This window comes from Janthinobacterium sp. Bl 1, from assembly GCF_058215535.1.
On sequence record NZ_CM177086.1, the window covers coordinates 4,629,300 to 4,644,362 of the forward strand.

Below are 15,063 nucleotides of genomic sequence, written 5' to 3' on the forward strand. Positions count from 1 at the left end.
CTGAGTCGGCAAAAATTAACCCCTTGCAATTTCCGTATCAGGCGGCCGGCCGCCCCGCGCCCTGCAGGGGGATCTGCAGGGCCAGTCGGCAACCGACGCCCGATGCCGGCAAGCCCACATAAAAGTGGCCGCCCAGCGCCGTCACCCGCTCGGCGATGCCGATCAGGCCAAAACACTGTTTCTTGCGTTGCTGCTGCGGCGTGATGCCGATGCCGTTGTCGCTGATGGCCACGTACACGGCGCAGGCATCCGAACTGAACTCGATCTCGACCTGGCTGGCCTGGGCATGGCGCATGACGTTGCTCAGCGCTTCTTGCACGATGCGGAACAGCACGATCTCGGCCTGGCTGCCGATGGTGGAAAACAGCGCCTCGTCGCGTATCAGCAGACGGCAAGCGACGCCGCTGCGCTTGCGGAAGTCGCCCACCTGCCATTCGATGGCGGCCTGCAAGCCCAGGTCCAGCGCCATCGGACGCAGCTCGTTGATGATGCCGCGCACGCTCCGGATGGTGGTGTCGACATTGCTGAGCACGGCGCCGACGCGGCGGTGCAGGCGCGGATGGGAACCTTCGGTCCGCGCGCTGAGCATGGAGATATCGATGCGCAGCGCCAGCAGGTTTTGCCCCAGTTCATCGTGGATATCGCGCGAAATGCGCTTGCGCTCGTCTTCCTTGGCCGTTTCCAGGTGCAGCGCCAGCTGGCGCAGCTGCGCGTGCGACTGGCGCAGGGCGCCATCCATCAACTTGCGTTCGGTAATGTCCGTGTGCGCCACCACCACGCGCAGCGGCCCTTCGCCGAGAAAACGGCTGACCCTGGCCTGCGACCAGCGGGGGCCTGAGCGCGTGATAAATTCATACTCGAGCGCAAACGTGTCGGCACGGCCGGCAATGACGGAGCGGATGCCGGCGGCCAGCTCGCGTCCGGCGCTGCGCTGCCAGCGCGGGTCCGTCTCGCAAAACTCCAGGTAATGCAGCGGTTTTTGCATCTGCCCGACAAAATCCAGGCACGCCTGGTTGGCATGCGCGACGCTGCCCGCCTGGTCCAGCACCAGCACCCGGTCCGTCAGCGAATCGATGGTGGCATGAAAGAAACGCTCGGCATCGCGCAAGGCTTCCTGCGCCCGCTCACGCTGCTGCACTTCCAGCTGCAGATGCTGGTTGGCGTGCAGCAATTCGGCCGTGCGGTCGATGACGCGCTGGTCCAGCTCGCGGTGCAGTTCGCGCAAATCCGCCTCGGCCAGCTTGCGCTCGGTAATATCGGAAAACACGCCGACGAAATGGCTGATGGTGCCGTCCGCCGTGCGCATGGGCGTGATCGACAGCGATTCGACGAAGCGCTCGCCATTCTTGCGCCGGTTCACCAGTTCGCCATACCAGCTGCCATCCCGGTGCAGGCTGCGCCACATGGTTTCATAGAAATGCGGCAAATGCGTGCCGCCGCCGAGGAAGGACGGATCGCGCCCGATGGCTTCCTCGGCCTGGTAGCCGGTGATGGTGGTGAAGGCGGGGTTGACGGAAATGATGCGGTTGTCGCTGTCCGTCACCAGCACGCCTTCGCGGATACTGTCGAGTATGACGAAGGCGCGCCGCAAGGCCGATTCGCGCGCGTGCTCGTCGCCCAGGTCCGTCACCAGCATGCGCGCTGTGGCGCTGTCCGCGTCGAAATTGGCTTCGATACGCACCATGCCGCCCGCCGAGCCGCCGAACAGCTGGGCTTCGAGCACTTGCCGCGCGCCGCTCGTGAAGACGGCGTCGAGGAAGCGGCGGAAGCTGCCCTGCGCCTGGGGCGCGACGAATTGTTCGAAACGCCGCCCCAGCAGCTGGTTCCTGTCGCGCTGCAGCAAGCCGCAGGCCGCCACGTTGACACGCGTGACGACGCCCTCGGGCGCCAGCGAGAAGTAACTGACGGGCGCCTGTTCATACAGCTGCGCATAACGGTCGCGGCTGCTTTCATATTCATTCTTCAGCTGTTCCAGCTCGGCCAGGGCCGCGTTCTGCATTTCCAGCTCGATCTGGCTGACCTGCAACTCATGCAGCTGGCGTATCACGTCTTCATTCGACTGCGGCACGGGCTGGCGCTGCTGCGCCGCCAATTGCTCGGCCTGCTCTCGCAATCTGGCCGGCGCGCTCTCCTCGTCGAATGGCTCGTTCATGACACGTTCTCGCCGCTATTGCCGGCCGCCGCGGCGCCGGACTGGATCTGGCGCAGCTGGGCTTCCAGCAGTTTCGATTCCGTGATGTTGATGAAGGTCACCACCACGCCGTCGATCACATTTTCGATCGTGCGGTAGGGCATGATGCGCACGTTGTACCAGCGCCCCGTCTTGGTTTCCACTTGCCGCTCGCAAAACACGAGGCTGCGGATCACTTCCAGCGCATCGTCTTCCAGGCTAGGATAGTCGAGGTCGTTGACGATGTCGCTGAGCGGGCGGCGCAAGTCCGTCTGGATCAATTTGTAGATTTGCGTGGCCGGCGCCGTGAAGCGGCGGATGCGCAGGTCGCTGTCGAGGAAAATGGTGGCGATATCGGTGCTGTTGAGCAAGTTTTTCATGTCGCTGTTGACCAGCGACAAGTCGTCGACCTTCGATTGCAGCTCGGCATTGACCGTGTACAACTCCTCGTTGAGCGACTGCATCTCTTCCTTCGAGGTGGTCAGCTCCTCGTTCGTCGATTGCAGCTCTTCATTGGTCGACTGCAATTCCTCGTTGGCCGACTTGAGTTCCTCGCGCGACGTCTGCATCTCGTCGCGCACGGCCTGGATTTCATTGCGCGCCTGCGCCAGCTGCTGCTCCAGTTCCAGCACCTTCGGATTCGGCGAACGGCCGCGGCGCACCTCGGTCACCAGCGGCGCACTGGAGAACGTCACGAAGACCATGCCGCGCAGGGACTCGGGCTGGCTCAGCGCTTCGGCGCTCAGGTCCACGCCCAGGGATTGCCCCAGGTGGTCCTTGACCACCAGCCCCTTCAGGCGCACCACGCTTTCGCTTTGCAGGGCTTGCTTGATCAGGCTGGCCAGCTCGTAGCGCAAGCCTTCGCGCGCCATGGCGTGGATATTCCAGTTGGCCTTGCCGGCCGCCGGTTCCAGGAAGGCGCCCGTGCGGCCGTTGATGTACAGGATGTCGCCGTCCTGGTTCAGCAGCGCGGCGGCAGGCGAATATTTCTGGAGCAATAATTGCTCGACATGGGATTGAATCTTTCCGGTCATGCTGACTTCTCTCGTGTCGCTAGGTGTAGGGGGGGATGCCAACGATACCTTGGTGGGGAAATACGTGGGCAGGCGCTGGCGCGCCAAGTTGTCGAGGCGGCGGTACAGCCGTGTCGACGTGGTCAGGGGCGAAAACAGGTCGGAAAAATGGCCGGGCGTGTCGGCACTGCCCAGCAGCAAAATGCCGTCACGGTTCAGCGCGTAATGAAACAAGGGTATCAAACGCTGCTGCAGCTTGGCATTGAGATAAATCAACAGATTGCGGCAGCACAGGATGTCGAGTTTGGTGAACGGCGGGTCTGAAATGATGTTTTGCTGGGCAAAGATGATCGTGTTGCGGATCTCTTTCTTCACATGGTAGCCGTTCTTGTCATTGACAAAGAAACGCTCGATCCGTTCGGCCGACACGTCGCTGATGATGCTATGCGGAAAGCGGCCCTGGCGCGCGCGGTCGATGGCATCGGCCGACAGGTCGGTGGCAAAGATCTGCAGGCTGTATTTCGACGGCGGATTGATGCTGGCCACCACTTCATGGAAGACCATGGCCAGCGAATACGCTTCCTCGCCCGTGGAACAGGCGGGCACCCAGGCTTTGAAGGCGCGCCCGTCCGGATGGGCCGCCAGCATTTGCGGAAACACCACCATCTTCAGGTATTCCCACACCTTCTGGTCGCGGAAGAAGCTCGTCACGCCGATCAGCAATTCCTTGAACAGCAAGTCGATTTCGGCGGGATTGGCGCGCAAGTACGGCACGTATTCTTCCATCGACGTCATTTGATACAAGCTCATGCGCCGCTCGATGCGCCGCAGCACCGTGTTGATCTTGTAATCGGTAAAACTGTTGCCTGTGTGCTCGGACAGCAAGGCAACAATTTCCTGCAGGGAATTGCGCCCGTTCGGCTCATGCCCGGGCAAGCTGAGGAAACTGCTGCGGAACAGATAGGTGATGATCTTGTCCGGCATCTTGTCGGGGAAATCGACCAGGTCGACCACTTCGGCTGCCACCGCGCTTTGCGGCATCATGTCGAACTTGGCCGTATCGGGATGCTGGGCCAGAGTCAGGCCGCCGGCCTGCTTGATCGCCTGCAGGCCGCGCGTGCCGTCGTTGCCCATGCCGGAAAAAATCACGCCGACGGCCAGTTCGCCCAGTTCGCTGGCGAGGCTCTCGAAAAAGGTATTGATGGGCAAGCGGTGACCGCGCAGCTGCACCGGCTCGCTGAGCACGAAACGCCCTTTGGACAGGCCCAGGTCGGCATTCGACGGAATCACATAGATGTGATTGGGCCGCAATTCCGCCTGGTGCGTGATTTCCGTGACGGGAATGCTGGTGGCGCGCTGCAGCAGTTCCGGCAGCATGGCCTTTTGCGTGGGATCGAGATGCTGGATCACCACATAGGCAATCCCGCTTTCCTGCGGCACGTTGGCCAGGAAAGCGACGATGGGATCAAGCCCGCCGGCGGAAGCGCCGATGGCCACCACCGGGAAAACGATGGCGGCCACTTCGGGAACGGAAGTATTGCTGTGTTTACTGCGTGTCATCGTCTGCAAGATAGCAGCCACGGCCAAAGCGTCAGGCTGAAAATTAATAATCTTGCATTCTAGCACCCAAGATGCGCGATAAAACGCGAATTTGGCGCAGGGGTTTGTCCCTGCGCCAGGCAGCCCCCTGCTACTCCCCTACTGCGCCTGCGGCACGTGCCAGCCGCCGCCCAGCGACTGGATCAGGGCCACGGCCGTCGTCTGGCGGTCCGCCTGCGCCTGCACCAGCGAGCGGCGCGCCGACAAGGCCGTCACCTGCGCCGTCACCACGTCCGTGTAGCCGACCTGGCCCGCGTTGTAGCGGTTCAGCATCTGCTGCTCGACCTGGTCGGCGGCCGACGACGCCTGCTGGCGCAAGGCCAGCTGCTCGGCCAGCGCACGCGTGGCCGACAACTGGTCTTCCACGGCGCCAAAGGCAGTCAATACCGTCTGGCGGTAGCGCGCCACGGCCGCCTCATGCCCCGCCTTGGCCGCATCCACGCTGGCCGTCGTGGCGCCCGCGTTGAACAGCGTCTGCGCGGCCGACACGCCCAAGGACCACAGGCTCGACGATGCATTGAACAGGTCGCCCACCTTGCTGGCGCCGGAGCCATAGGAACCCGTCAGGTTCAGGCTCGGATAATAGGCCGAGCGGGCGATGCCGATCTGCTCGTTGGCCACGGCCACGCGGCGCTCGGCGGCGGCGATGTCGGGACGGCGCTGCAGCAGGGTCGACGGCACGCCCAGCGGCACCTCGGGCACGGTCAGGGTCCACGGCGCCACGGCCAGGCTGAAGTCGGATGGCGCCTTCCCCAGGAGGATGGCGATCGCATGTTCGAGCTGGGCGCGCGCACGCGTCTGGCTCGACAGGTCGATCTGCGCATTGGCCAGCTGCGTCTGCGCCTGCAGCAGGTCGGACTTGGCGGCGATGCCCGAGTTGAAGCGGTTGCTGGTGATCTCGAGCACGCGCTTGTAGCCGTCTATCGTGGAATTGAGCAGCGCGATCTGCGCATCGCTCTGGCGCAGCGAAAAATAATTGGTGGCCAGCTCGCCCTGCGCCGACAGGCGCGCCGCTGCCAGGTCCGCCGCGCTGGCCGCCGCGCTGGCGTCGGCCCCGGTCACGCCGGCGCGCAAGCTGCCCCACACATCCGGTTCCCACGACGCGCCGATGGCGGCCTTGAAATTGTTGTTCGTCTGCTGCTCTCCCCCGCCACCGGAGCGTGCACCGCTGCCCGTCAGGTTCACGGTGGGGAACAGCGAGGCGCGCTGTTCGCGCACCAGCGCGCGCGCCTGCTCGTAGGAGGCGATGGCGGCCGCCACGTTCTGGTTCGATATGTCGATGCCCTCGGCCAGCTGGTTCAGCTGCGCGTCGCCGAACAGGGTCCACCACGGACCCCGTTCCAGGGTATCGGCCGGCACGGCAGGCTGCCAGCCGGCCGCCTCCTTGAACGTTTGCGGCGCGGCGGCCGCCGGCGTCTCATACGCGGGGCTGACGGCGCAGCCGGCCAGCAGGAAAGCAGCCGCCAGTGCCGGCAAGTGGCGTGCAGGGACGGCGGATGGAATAGGTTTTACTTGCTTCATGATTGTGTGCTCGGGTTATCTGGCCCAGGAATGCGGCTCAATTGCTGCTCGTCGACGCTGCGCGTGCGCAGCTTGTCGAGCAGGATGTAGACCACCGGAGTGGTCAGCAATGTGAGTAACTGGCTGGCAATCAGGCCGCCGATGATGGCGACCCCCAAGGGCTGGCGTAGCTCCGACCCCTCGCCGAAACCGATCGCCAGCGGCAAGGCGCCAAGCGCCGCCGCGAGGGTGGTCATCAGAATGGGGCGGAAACGCAGCAAACATGCCTCGCGCACCGCCTCCACCGCACTCAAGCCGCGCGAACGCTCGGCCTCCAGCGCGAAGTCGATGATCAATATAGCATTTTTCTTCACGATACCGATCAACAGGAACACGCCGATCAGGGCGATGATGGAAAACTCCATGCGGAACAGCAGCAATGCCAGCACGGCGCCCACGCCCGCCGACGGCAAAGTCGACAGCACGGTGACGGGGTGGATCAGGCTCTCGTACAGGATGCCCAGCACGATGTAGATCACCACGATGGCCGCCAGGATCAACAGCGGCTGCTCCTTGTTGCTGTCCTGCGCACTCTTCGCCGAACCCTGGAAGCTGCCGCGCACGTTCACGGGCATGCCGATTTCCGACTCCGCCTGGGCCACGGCCGCCTGTCCGTCGCTGAGCGGATAGCCGTCTGCCAGGTTGAACGACACGGTGGTCGCCAGTTCGCCACCCTGGTGGTTGATCGACGTGGCCGTCGAGCTTTCCGCAAAGCTGCTGAACGAGGACAGCGGCACCATATGTGCCAGGGTCGTGGACAGGGCCGAGCCGCTGGACGGGTCGCGCGCCGCCGTCGTGTTGGACGTCGCCACGCTGGTGGTGGCGGCAGTGGTCGTGGAGCCTGTGGCGGCGACGGCGGCCGCATTCGACGCCGGCACGTACACGGAGCGCAGCGCTTCCGGGCTTTGCGCATAGCGTGGCGCCACTTCCATGATCACGTGGTACTGGTTCAGCTCATCGTAGATGGTCGCCACCTGGCGCTGGCCAAAGCTGTTGTACAGCGCATTGTCGATATCCTTGACCTGCACGCCCAGCTGGGTGGCACGGTCCTTGTCGATGGAAACAAAGGTTTCCACGCCATTTTCCGCCTGGTCCGTGTCAACGTCGATCAGGGCCGGCTGCAGCTTCATCTGGTCGGCCAGTTTCGCCGCCCATTTCTTCAGGTCCGCCTGGTTGTCGCTGATCAGGGTGTACTGGTAGGTTGAATTGCTCGAGCGCCCGCCCATGCGCAAATCCTGCACGGGATTGAGGAACAGCGAAATGCCCGTCACCTTGGCCAGCTGTGGACGCAAGCGGGCGATCACGGCTTGCCCCTTGTCCGTGCGCTGCGAGGCCGGTTTCAGGTCGATGAACATGAAGCCGCCCCCTGCCCTGCCGCCGCCAGTGAATCCCACGACGGTGGCGACGGCCGGATCGTCCTTGATGATGTCGACCAGCTGGCGCAATTTACTTTGCATGGCCTGGAACGAGATGCTCTGGTCGGCGCGCATGCCGCCATTGATCTGGCCCGTATCCTGCTGCGGGAAAAAGCCCTTGGGCGCGGCCGCGAACAGGTATACGTTCAGGCCGACGACGAACACGAGGATGGTCATCACAAGGGCCGCGCTCGACAAGGCCCAGTCCAGGCAGTGTTCATACACTTTCAGCATGCGCTCGAAACCGCGTTCGAACCAGCGCGCGACAAGGCCGGGCGGCTTGTGCTGCTCGCCGCTTTTCAGCAGCCAGGCGCACATCATCGGCGTGGTGGTCAGCGAGATGACCAGCGAAATCATCACGGCTGCCGACAGGGTCACGGCGAATTCGCGGAACAGCCGCCCCACCTGCCCGCCCATGAACAGCAGCGGGATGAAGACGGCGACCAGCGACAGGCTGATCGACAGCACGGTAAAGCCCACTTCGCGCGCGCCCAGCAGGGCCGCCTTGAAGCGGTCCATACCTGCCTCGATGTGGCGCTGCGTGTTTTCCAGCACCACGATGGCATCGTCAACGACAAAGCCCGTGGCCACCGTCAGCGCCATCAGGGACAGGTTGTTCAAACTGAAGCCCAGCATGTACATCACGCCGAAGGTGCCCAAGAGCGAGACGATGGTGGCGACAGCCGGGATGATGGTGGCGCGCACGCTGCGCAGGAAGGCGCTGACCACCAGCACGACGAGCACGATGGACAGGATCAGGGTGAACTCGATCTCGTGCAGGGACGAGCGGATGGAATTGGTGCTGTCGGACGCCACCTGGAGCTTGATGTCGCCGGGCAGCTGCGCCTGCAGTTGCGGCAGCAGCGCGCGCACGCCGTCCACCGTGGCGATGACGTTGGCGCCCGGCTGGCGCGTGATCAGCACGATGACGGCAGGGTCGCCGTTGAACAGGCCCAGGGTATTGTTGTTCTCCACGCCGTCGACCACTTCGGCCACGTCGTCGAGTCGGATGGCGGCGCCATCGCGCCAGGCCACCACCAGGCTGCGGTAGTCGGCCGCGCTGCGCCCGCCCGAAGCCGTCGCCGCGCCCGAATAGATTTGCAGGCTGCGTTCGTCGCCGGAAATGGCGCCCTTGGGCCGGTTGGCGTTGCTGGCCTGGATGGCCGCGCGCACGTCTTCCATCGACACGCTGTAGTGATTGAGCTGGTAGGGCAGCAGTTCCACGCGCACGGCCGGCAGCGAACCGCCGCCCAGTTCCACGTCGCCCACGCCCTTGACTTGCGCCACCTTTTGCTGCACCAGGTTCGACACGGCGTCGTAGATCTGGCCCGGCGTGCGCGTTTTCGACGTCAGCGCCAGGATGATCACGGGCGCATCGGACGGATTGGCCTTGCGGTAAGTGGGGTTGCTGCGCAGAGTGGCCGGCAAGTCCACGCGCGCGGCGGCAATCGCCGCCTGCACTTCGCGCGCGGCCGAATCGATCTTGCGGTTCAGGTCGAACTGCAGGTTGATGCGCGCCGAGCCCGTGCCCGACGACGACGTCATCTCGTTCACTCCCGAGATCACGCCGAGGCGCCGTTCCAGCGGCGTGGCCACCGACGTGGCCATGGTCGCGGGGCTGGCGCCGGGCAGGCTGGCGCTGACGGAAATGGTCGGATAATCGACCTGCGGCAGCGGCGAGACGGGCAGCACGAAGAAGGCGCCGACACCGGCCAGCGCGATGCCGATGGTCAGCAGCACGGTGGCGATGGGACGCTTGACGAATGGTTCGGACAGGTTCACGCGGCGCTCCCCGCGTTATCGGCCGGCTTGTCCAGGTTGACGCCCCGCGTTCTGGAAGCGAAGCGCTGTCCCAGGCGGTCGAAGCCCAGGTAGATGACGGGCGTGGTAAACAAGGTCAGCACCTGGCTGACGATCAGGCCGCCGAAGATGGCCAGGCCCAGCGGACGGCGCAACTCGGCGCCCTCGCCCCAGCCCAGCATCAGCGGCACGGCCGCAAACAGCGCCGCCAGGGTCGTCATCAAAATAGGACGGAAGCGCAGCAGGGCCGCCTGGTGGATGGCTTCCTGCGGGCTCTTGCCTTCATCGCGTTCGGCCTCGATGGCGAAGTCGATCATCATGATGGCGTTCTTCTTGACGATGCCGATCAGCAGGATGATGCCGATGATGCCGATCACGCCCAGGTCCTGCCCGGAGATCATCAGCGCCAGCAAGGCGCCCACGCCGGCCGACGGCAGGGTCGACAAAATCGTCAGCGGGTGGATGTAGCTTTCGTACAGCACGCCGAGCACGATGTACACGCAAACGACGGCGGCCAGAATGAGCCACAGCTGGTTCGACAGCGAGTTTTCATACGCGCCGGCCGCGCCCAGAAAGGTCAAGGTCACCGATGGCGGCAAGGCGATGTCTTTCGCCGCCTGGCGGATGGCGTCGACGGCGCTGCCCAGCGCCACGCCCTGCGTCGTGTCGAAGCCGAGGGTCGTGGCCGGGTATTGCGCCACGTGCGTGATTTGCAGCGGCGCCTGTTTTTCGCTGACGCTGGCAAAGGCGGACAGCGGCGTCGACTTGCCGGAGCCCGTGCGCACCTGCAGGTCCGCCAGGTCGGCCGGCGTGGTGACGATGCCCGGCTGCGCTTCGAGGATCACGCGGTACTGGTTGGTTTCCGTGAAAATCGTCGAAATGATGCGCTGGCCGAAAGCGTTGTACAGCGCGTCGTCGACGGTTGCCGTGGTGACGGACATGCGCGCGGCGCTGTCGCGGTCGATCGCCACGGTGACGGCGGCGCCCGTGGCGCCCGCATCCGTGACGACGTTGCGCAGCTGCGATTTTTCACGCATGCGCGCGGCCAGCTTGCCGGCCCACTCGGTGACGGTGGCCGTGTCGGCCCCTTCGAGCGAGACGCGGTACTGCGTCGGCCCCGACTCCGCATCGATGGTCAGATCCTGCGTCGGCTGCAGATACAGGGTCACGCCAGCCACCTTGGCCACGCGGTTGCGCAAGCGCTCCATGACCTCGTCCTGGCTGCCGCTGCGCGGACGCTTGAGGTTGATCAGCATGCTGCCCGTATGCAGCATGGTGTTGTTGGCCGCATCGACGCCGACGAGGGAACTCAGGGTATCGACAGCGGGGTCTTCCAGCAGCGCACTGGCGGCCGCCTGCTGCAAGGTGGCCATGCGCTCGTACGAGACGGCTTGCGAGGTTTCGATGCGCGCCTGCAGCTGCCCCGTGTCCTGCGTGGGGAACAGGCCTTTCGGAATGGTGATGTAGAGGATGACGGTCAGCACCAGGGTGGCCAGCGCCACCAGCAAGGTCAATCCCTGGCGTTTCAGCACCCACACGAGCGCATGGTCGTACTGCACGATCACACGGTCGAGGAAGGCCTGGATGCGCTGGCCCGTGGCGCTGATTTTTTCATCGGCGTGGCTTTTCAGCCAGCGCGCCGACATCATCGGCACCAAGGTCAGCGAGACCACGGCGGAAATCAGGATCGTGATGGCCAGGGTCATGGCAAATTCGCGGAACAAGCGGCCCACCACGTCGCCCATGAACAGCAGGGGAATCAGCACGGCGATCAGGGACACCGTCAGCGAGATGATGGTAAAGCCGATCTGCGACGCGCCTTTCAGGGCGGCCGCCATCGGCGTTTCGCCCTCCTCAATGTAGCGGGCGATGTTTTCGATCATGACGATGGCGTCATCGACGACAAAGCCCGTGGCGATCGTCAGCGCCATCAAGGAGAGGTTGTTCAGGCTGTAGCCGAGCAGATACATGACGCCACAGGCGCCGATCAGCGAAATCGGCACGGACAGGCTGGCGATCACCGTGGCGCGGATGCTGTGCAAAAAGGCGAAGATCACCAGCACCACCAGCAGCACGGACAACAGCAGTTCCATTTCCACGTGTTCGACCGAGGCGCGGATGCCCGTCGTGCGGTCGCTCAGCACGTCGAGCTTCATGGCCGCCGGCAGGCTGGCCTGCAGGTCGGGCAGCAGGGCCTTGATGGCGTCGACCGTCTTGATGACGTTGGCGCCGGGCTGGCGCTGCACGTTCAAAATGATGGCTGGCTGCTTGCCCGACCAGGCGCCCAGGCGCGTGTTTTCCGCGCTGTCGACGACGTTCGCCACGTCGGACAGGCGCACGGGCGCGCCATTTTTATAGGTGATGATCAGGCGCTTGTAGTCTTCCGCCGTGACCAGTTGATCGTTGGCGTTGATGGTGAATGAACGCGTGGGGCCGTCGAAACTGCCCTTGGCGCTGTTGACGTTGGCCGCCGCGATGGCCGTGCGCAGGCTGTCGAGGCCCAGGCCGTACGAGGCCAGCAATTTCGTGTCGCCCTGGATGCGCACGGCCGGACGCTGGCCGCCCGACAGCGAGACGAGGCCCACGCCGTTGACCTGGCTGATTTTGAGCGCCAGGCGCGTATTGACGATGTTCTGCACCTGCGTCAGCGGCATCGTGTCGGAGGTAATCGCCAGGGTCAGCACGGGCGCGTCGGCCGGGTTGATCTTCGCGTACACGGGCGGCGCCGGCAAGTCGGTCGGCAGCAGGGAGCCGCCCGCATTGATGGCCGCCTGCACTTCCTGCTCGGCCACGTCCAGGGTCTGGCCCAGCGTGAATTGCAAGGTGATGATGGAAACGCCGGCCGCGCTGGTGGAACTCATGCGCTGCAAGCCCGACATCTGCCCGAACTGGCGCTCCAGCGGCGCCGTCACGGTCTGCCCCATGACTTCAGGGCTGGCGCCCGGATACAACGTCTGCACCTGAATGGTGGGGAAGTCCACCTGCGGCAAGGCGGCCAGCGGCAGGAACTTGAAGCCAACCAGCCCTGCCAGCACGATGGCCAGCATCAGCAGCGCCGTGGCGACGGGGCGCTTGATGAATGGCGTCGATGGACTCATTGCGCTGCGCCCTTCGCGGGAGCGGTCGCCGGCGCCGGCGCCGATGCGGCAGCCGATGCGGCCGGTGCGCTGGCCGCGCCGTCAGCGTGCTGGCGGCGGTGGCGGCGCTCGCCCGTGCCTCCCGCGCCACCGGCGCCGCCCATGGCCGGCTTGTCGCCCGCCAAGGTGACTTTCGCGCCTTCCTTCAGGCGGTCGGCGCCTTCCGTGATGACTTGCTCCCCCGCTTCCAGGCCGGCGCGGATTTCCACCATGTCGGTGGTGGCCTGGCCCCGCGTGACCATGCGCACGGTGACGGTTTTATCGGCTTTCAGCACGTAGACAAAATCGCCGTTGTTACTGTGGCGCAGGGCCGTCACGGGCACCAGCACGGCGCCCGTGATGTTGCCCAGTTCCAGGCGCACGTTGACGAACTGGCTGGGGAACAGCGCCATCTTGTCATTCGTGTAGCGGGCCTTGGCGCGCACGGTGCCCGTCTGCACGTCGACCTGGTTGTCCAGCGCCGTCAAGCTGCCCTTGTCCAGGGTATGCGTGCGCGTGCGGTCCAGCGCCAGCGCGGCCAGGGCCGAGCCGCCATTCAGGCGCTCCTGGATGGTCTGCACTTTATCCTGCGGCACGGAGAACTCGACGTCGATGGGCGAGAGCTGCGTCACCACCACCACGCCGCCCGTGTCGCTGGTGCTCACCAGGTTGCCGATGTCGACCACCTTCAGGCCCGCGCGGCCGCTGATCGGCGACACCACCTTGGTGTAGCCGAGGTTCAGTCTGGCCGTGCCTTCGGATGCGCGGTCCGTCATGACGGTGCCTTCCAGCTGCTTGACCAGGGCGGCCTGCGTGTCGACGTCCTGGCGCGCGATGGAATCCTGGCCCAGCAAAGTCTGATAGCGTTTCAGGGTCAGGCGCGCGTTTTCCAATTGCGCTTCGTCGCGCTGGCGCTGGCCGGTGGCCTGCATCAGCGCCATCTCGAACTGGGCCGGGTCGATCTGCGCCACCACTTGGCCCGCCTTGACCATGCCGCCTTCCTTGAATTTCAATTCCTTCAAAATGCCCGACACTTGCGGGCGCACCGTCACGGTGGACGCGGCCGTCACCGTGCCCAGCGCGTCGAGCACCACGGGCAGGTCGGATTTCACGGCCGTGGCCACGCCCACGGTGGTCGAAGGGCCGCCGCGGCGCCCGCCTGGGCCACCGGGCCCGCCAGGACCGCCGGCCCCCATGCCGGGGCCGCCCTGGGCGCTGGTGCCCGAATGGGTCAGGTACCAGGCACCGCCCCCCAGCGCAGCCATCACGGCCAGCGCGATGACCGTGCCGACGATTTTTGAACGGCGGCTGCGCCGCGGGGTGTTGGGTGTAGTCTGCGAATCCATCGCTTATCCTTGTCTAGGCCGCTGGCACGGCGATTCTGTGGCGCCGGCCGAGGTGGAACACACTCAGGCCGGACGACCGTTTTTCGGGGTTGTTTCGGTACAAAGCCGGGGGAGTCAAGAGCTGAAAATCAGCTGAAAAAACATCGCTCCCTAGCGTGAAACGACTCTAGCATAGTCATGTAACTGTTTCATTTCTACCTGAAACAATTGCACACAGCCTGGCAGGCATGGGAGGATCAGACGGGCTGGCAGGCAGGCCGCCACTGTGGGGGAATGGTGGAAAAATCAGGCTTGCGGGGCGCCGCGCCCCCGCGAGCACGCGGCGCGGGCGACTCGCATGCAGATACAAACTCGCTACAAATCTCCGGCCAGCCGGCTTGACCTGGCGCCGCGCGGGTGCCCAGGCGACGGGAGACAGCGGCAATTCTTTACGTGGATTTACAAGGTCATGCCGAGGATGACGTCCTGGTAGTCGGTGCGGCCCACGCGGAAGGTGCGCCTTCCCAGTTGCGCAAAGCCGCAGCGTGCATAGAACGCCAGCGCATCGTGGTTTTCCGCGTACACGCCCAGCAGCACGCGCCCCGCCCCGCTGGCGCGCGCCTGCTCCACGGCCGCCTGCATCAAACGCTGGCCCACGCGCTGGCCCTGGAAGCGGTGCAGCAGGTAGATGCGCTTGATTTCCAGGTCGTTCGGGCGCGGGTCGGCCACCGGCAGGCCGGCGGGACTGAGCACCAGATAGCCGACGGGCGCGCCGCCCGGCGTGGCCTCGGCCAGCCACAGCCGCATGGCCGGCAGCGCCAGCCAGTCGCGGTACAGCTGCACGTCGTGCTGGCGCTGGCAATGGGCGATGACGTCGGCGCCATCGAGTATGCCGGCGAATGCTTCAAGAAAAGTGGCCTGCCCCACCAGCGCCAGCGCGTGTTCGTCGCCCTTGGCGCAAGGGCGGATGGTGATCGCGTTGTCGGTGTCTGCATTCATATCGCTTGGCATATTGGGCTCCTCAAGGAAAACAAGCCGGGCGAAGCCGGCTTGAGGTCATATCAC

The 15,063-nt window shown here is 64.9% G+C and carries 7 protein-coding genes; all 7 read right to left on the reverse strand.

Translation table 11 applies throughout. The features are described 5' to 3' along the window. Positions 1-37 precede the first annotated feature (37 nt). A complete protein-coding gene (locus AC4BCN_RS20855) occupies positions 38-2,152 on the reverse strand; it encodes a PAS domain-containing sensor histidine kinase (protein ID WP_490491660.1) in 2,115 nt (704 codons plus the stop codon). Continuing rightward, positions 2,149-4,743 (reverse strand): chemotaxis protein CheB, encoded by a 2,595-nt coding sequence (locus tag AC4BCN_RS20860; RefSeq protein ID WP_490491661.1) that lies wholly within the window; start codon positions 4,741-4,743, stop codon positions 2,149-2,151. Before AC4BCN_RS20860 ends, AC4BCN_RS20855 begins: the two co-directional genes overlap by 4 nt. 138 nt (positions 4,744-4,881) lie before the next feature. Next, positions 4,882-6,303, reverse strand: a complete 1,422-nt coding sequence (locus AC4BCN_RS20865; RefSeq protein WP_490491662.1) for an efflux transporter outer membrane subunit — start codon at positions 6,301-6,303, stop codon at positions 4,882-4,884. Beyond that, complete coding sequence (locus AC4BCN_RS20870) at positions 6,300-9,539, reverse strand: efflux RND transporter permease subunit (protein WP_490491663.1); 3,240 nt, start codon at positions 9,537-9,539, stop codon at positions 6,300-6,302. Before AC4BCN_RS20870 ends, AC4BCN_RS20865 begins: the two co-directional genes overlap by 4 nt. Beyond that, the gene (locus tag AC4BCN_RS20875) at positions 9,536-12,655 is read right to left on the reverse strand and encodes an efflux RND transporter permease subunit (protein ID WP_490491664.1); all 3,120 of its coding nucleotides are present in this window, start codon (positions 12,653-12,655) and stop codon (positions 9,536-9,538) included. Before AC4BCN_RS20875 ends, AC4BCN_RS20870 begins: the two co-directional genes overlap by 4 nt. Next, a complete protein-coding gene (locus AC4BCN_RS20880) occupies positions 12,652-14,019 on the reverse strand; it encodes an efflux RND transporter periplasmic adaptor subunit (RefSeq protein WP_490491665.1) in 1,368 nt (455 codons plus the stop codon). The genes AC4BCN_RS20875 and AC4BCN_RS20880 overlap by 4 nt, the downstream gene beginning before the upstream one ends. 438 nt (positions 14,020-14,457) lie before the next feature. Continuing rightward, positions 14,458-15,009, reverse strand: coding sequence for a GNAT family N-acetyltransferase (locus AC4BCN_RS20885; RefSeq protein ID WP_490491666.1), 552 nt, complete (start codon positions 15,007-15,009; stop codon positions 14,458-14,460). Between the last annotated feature and the right edge of the window lie 54 nt (positions 15,010-15,063).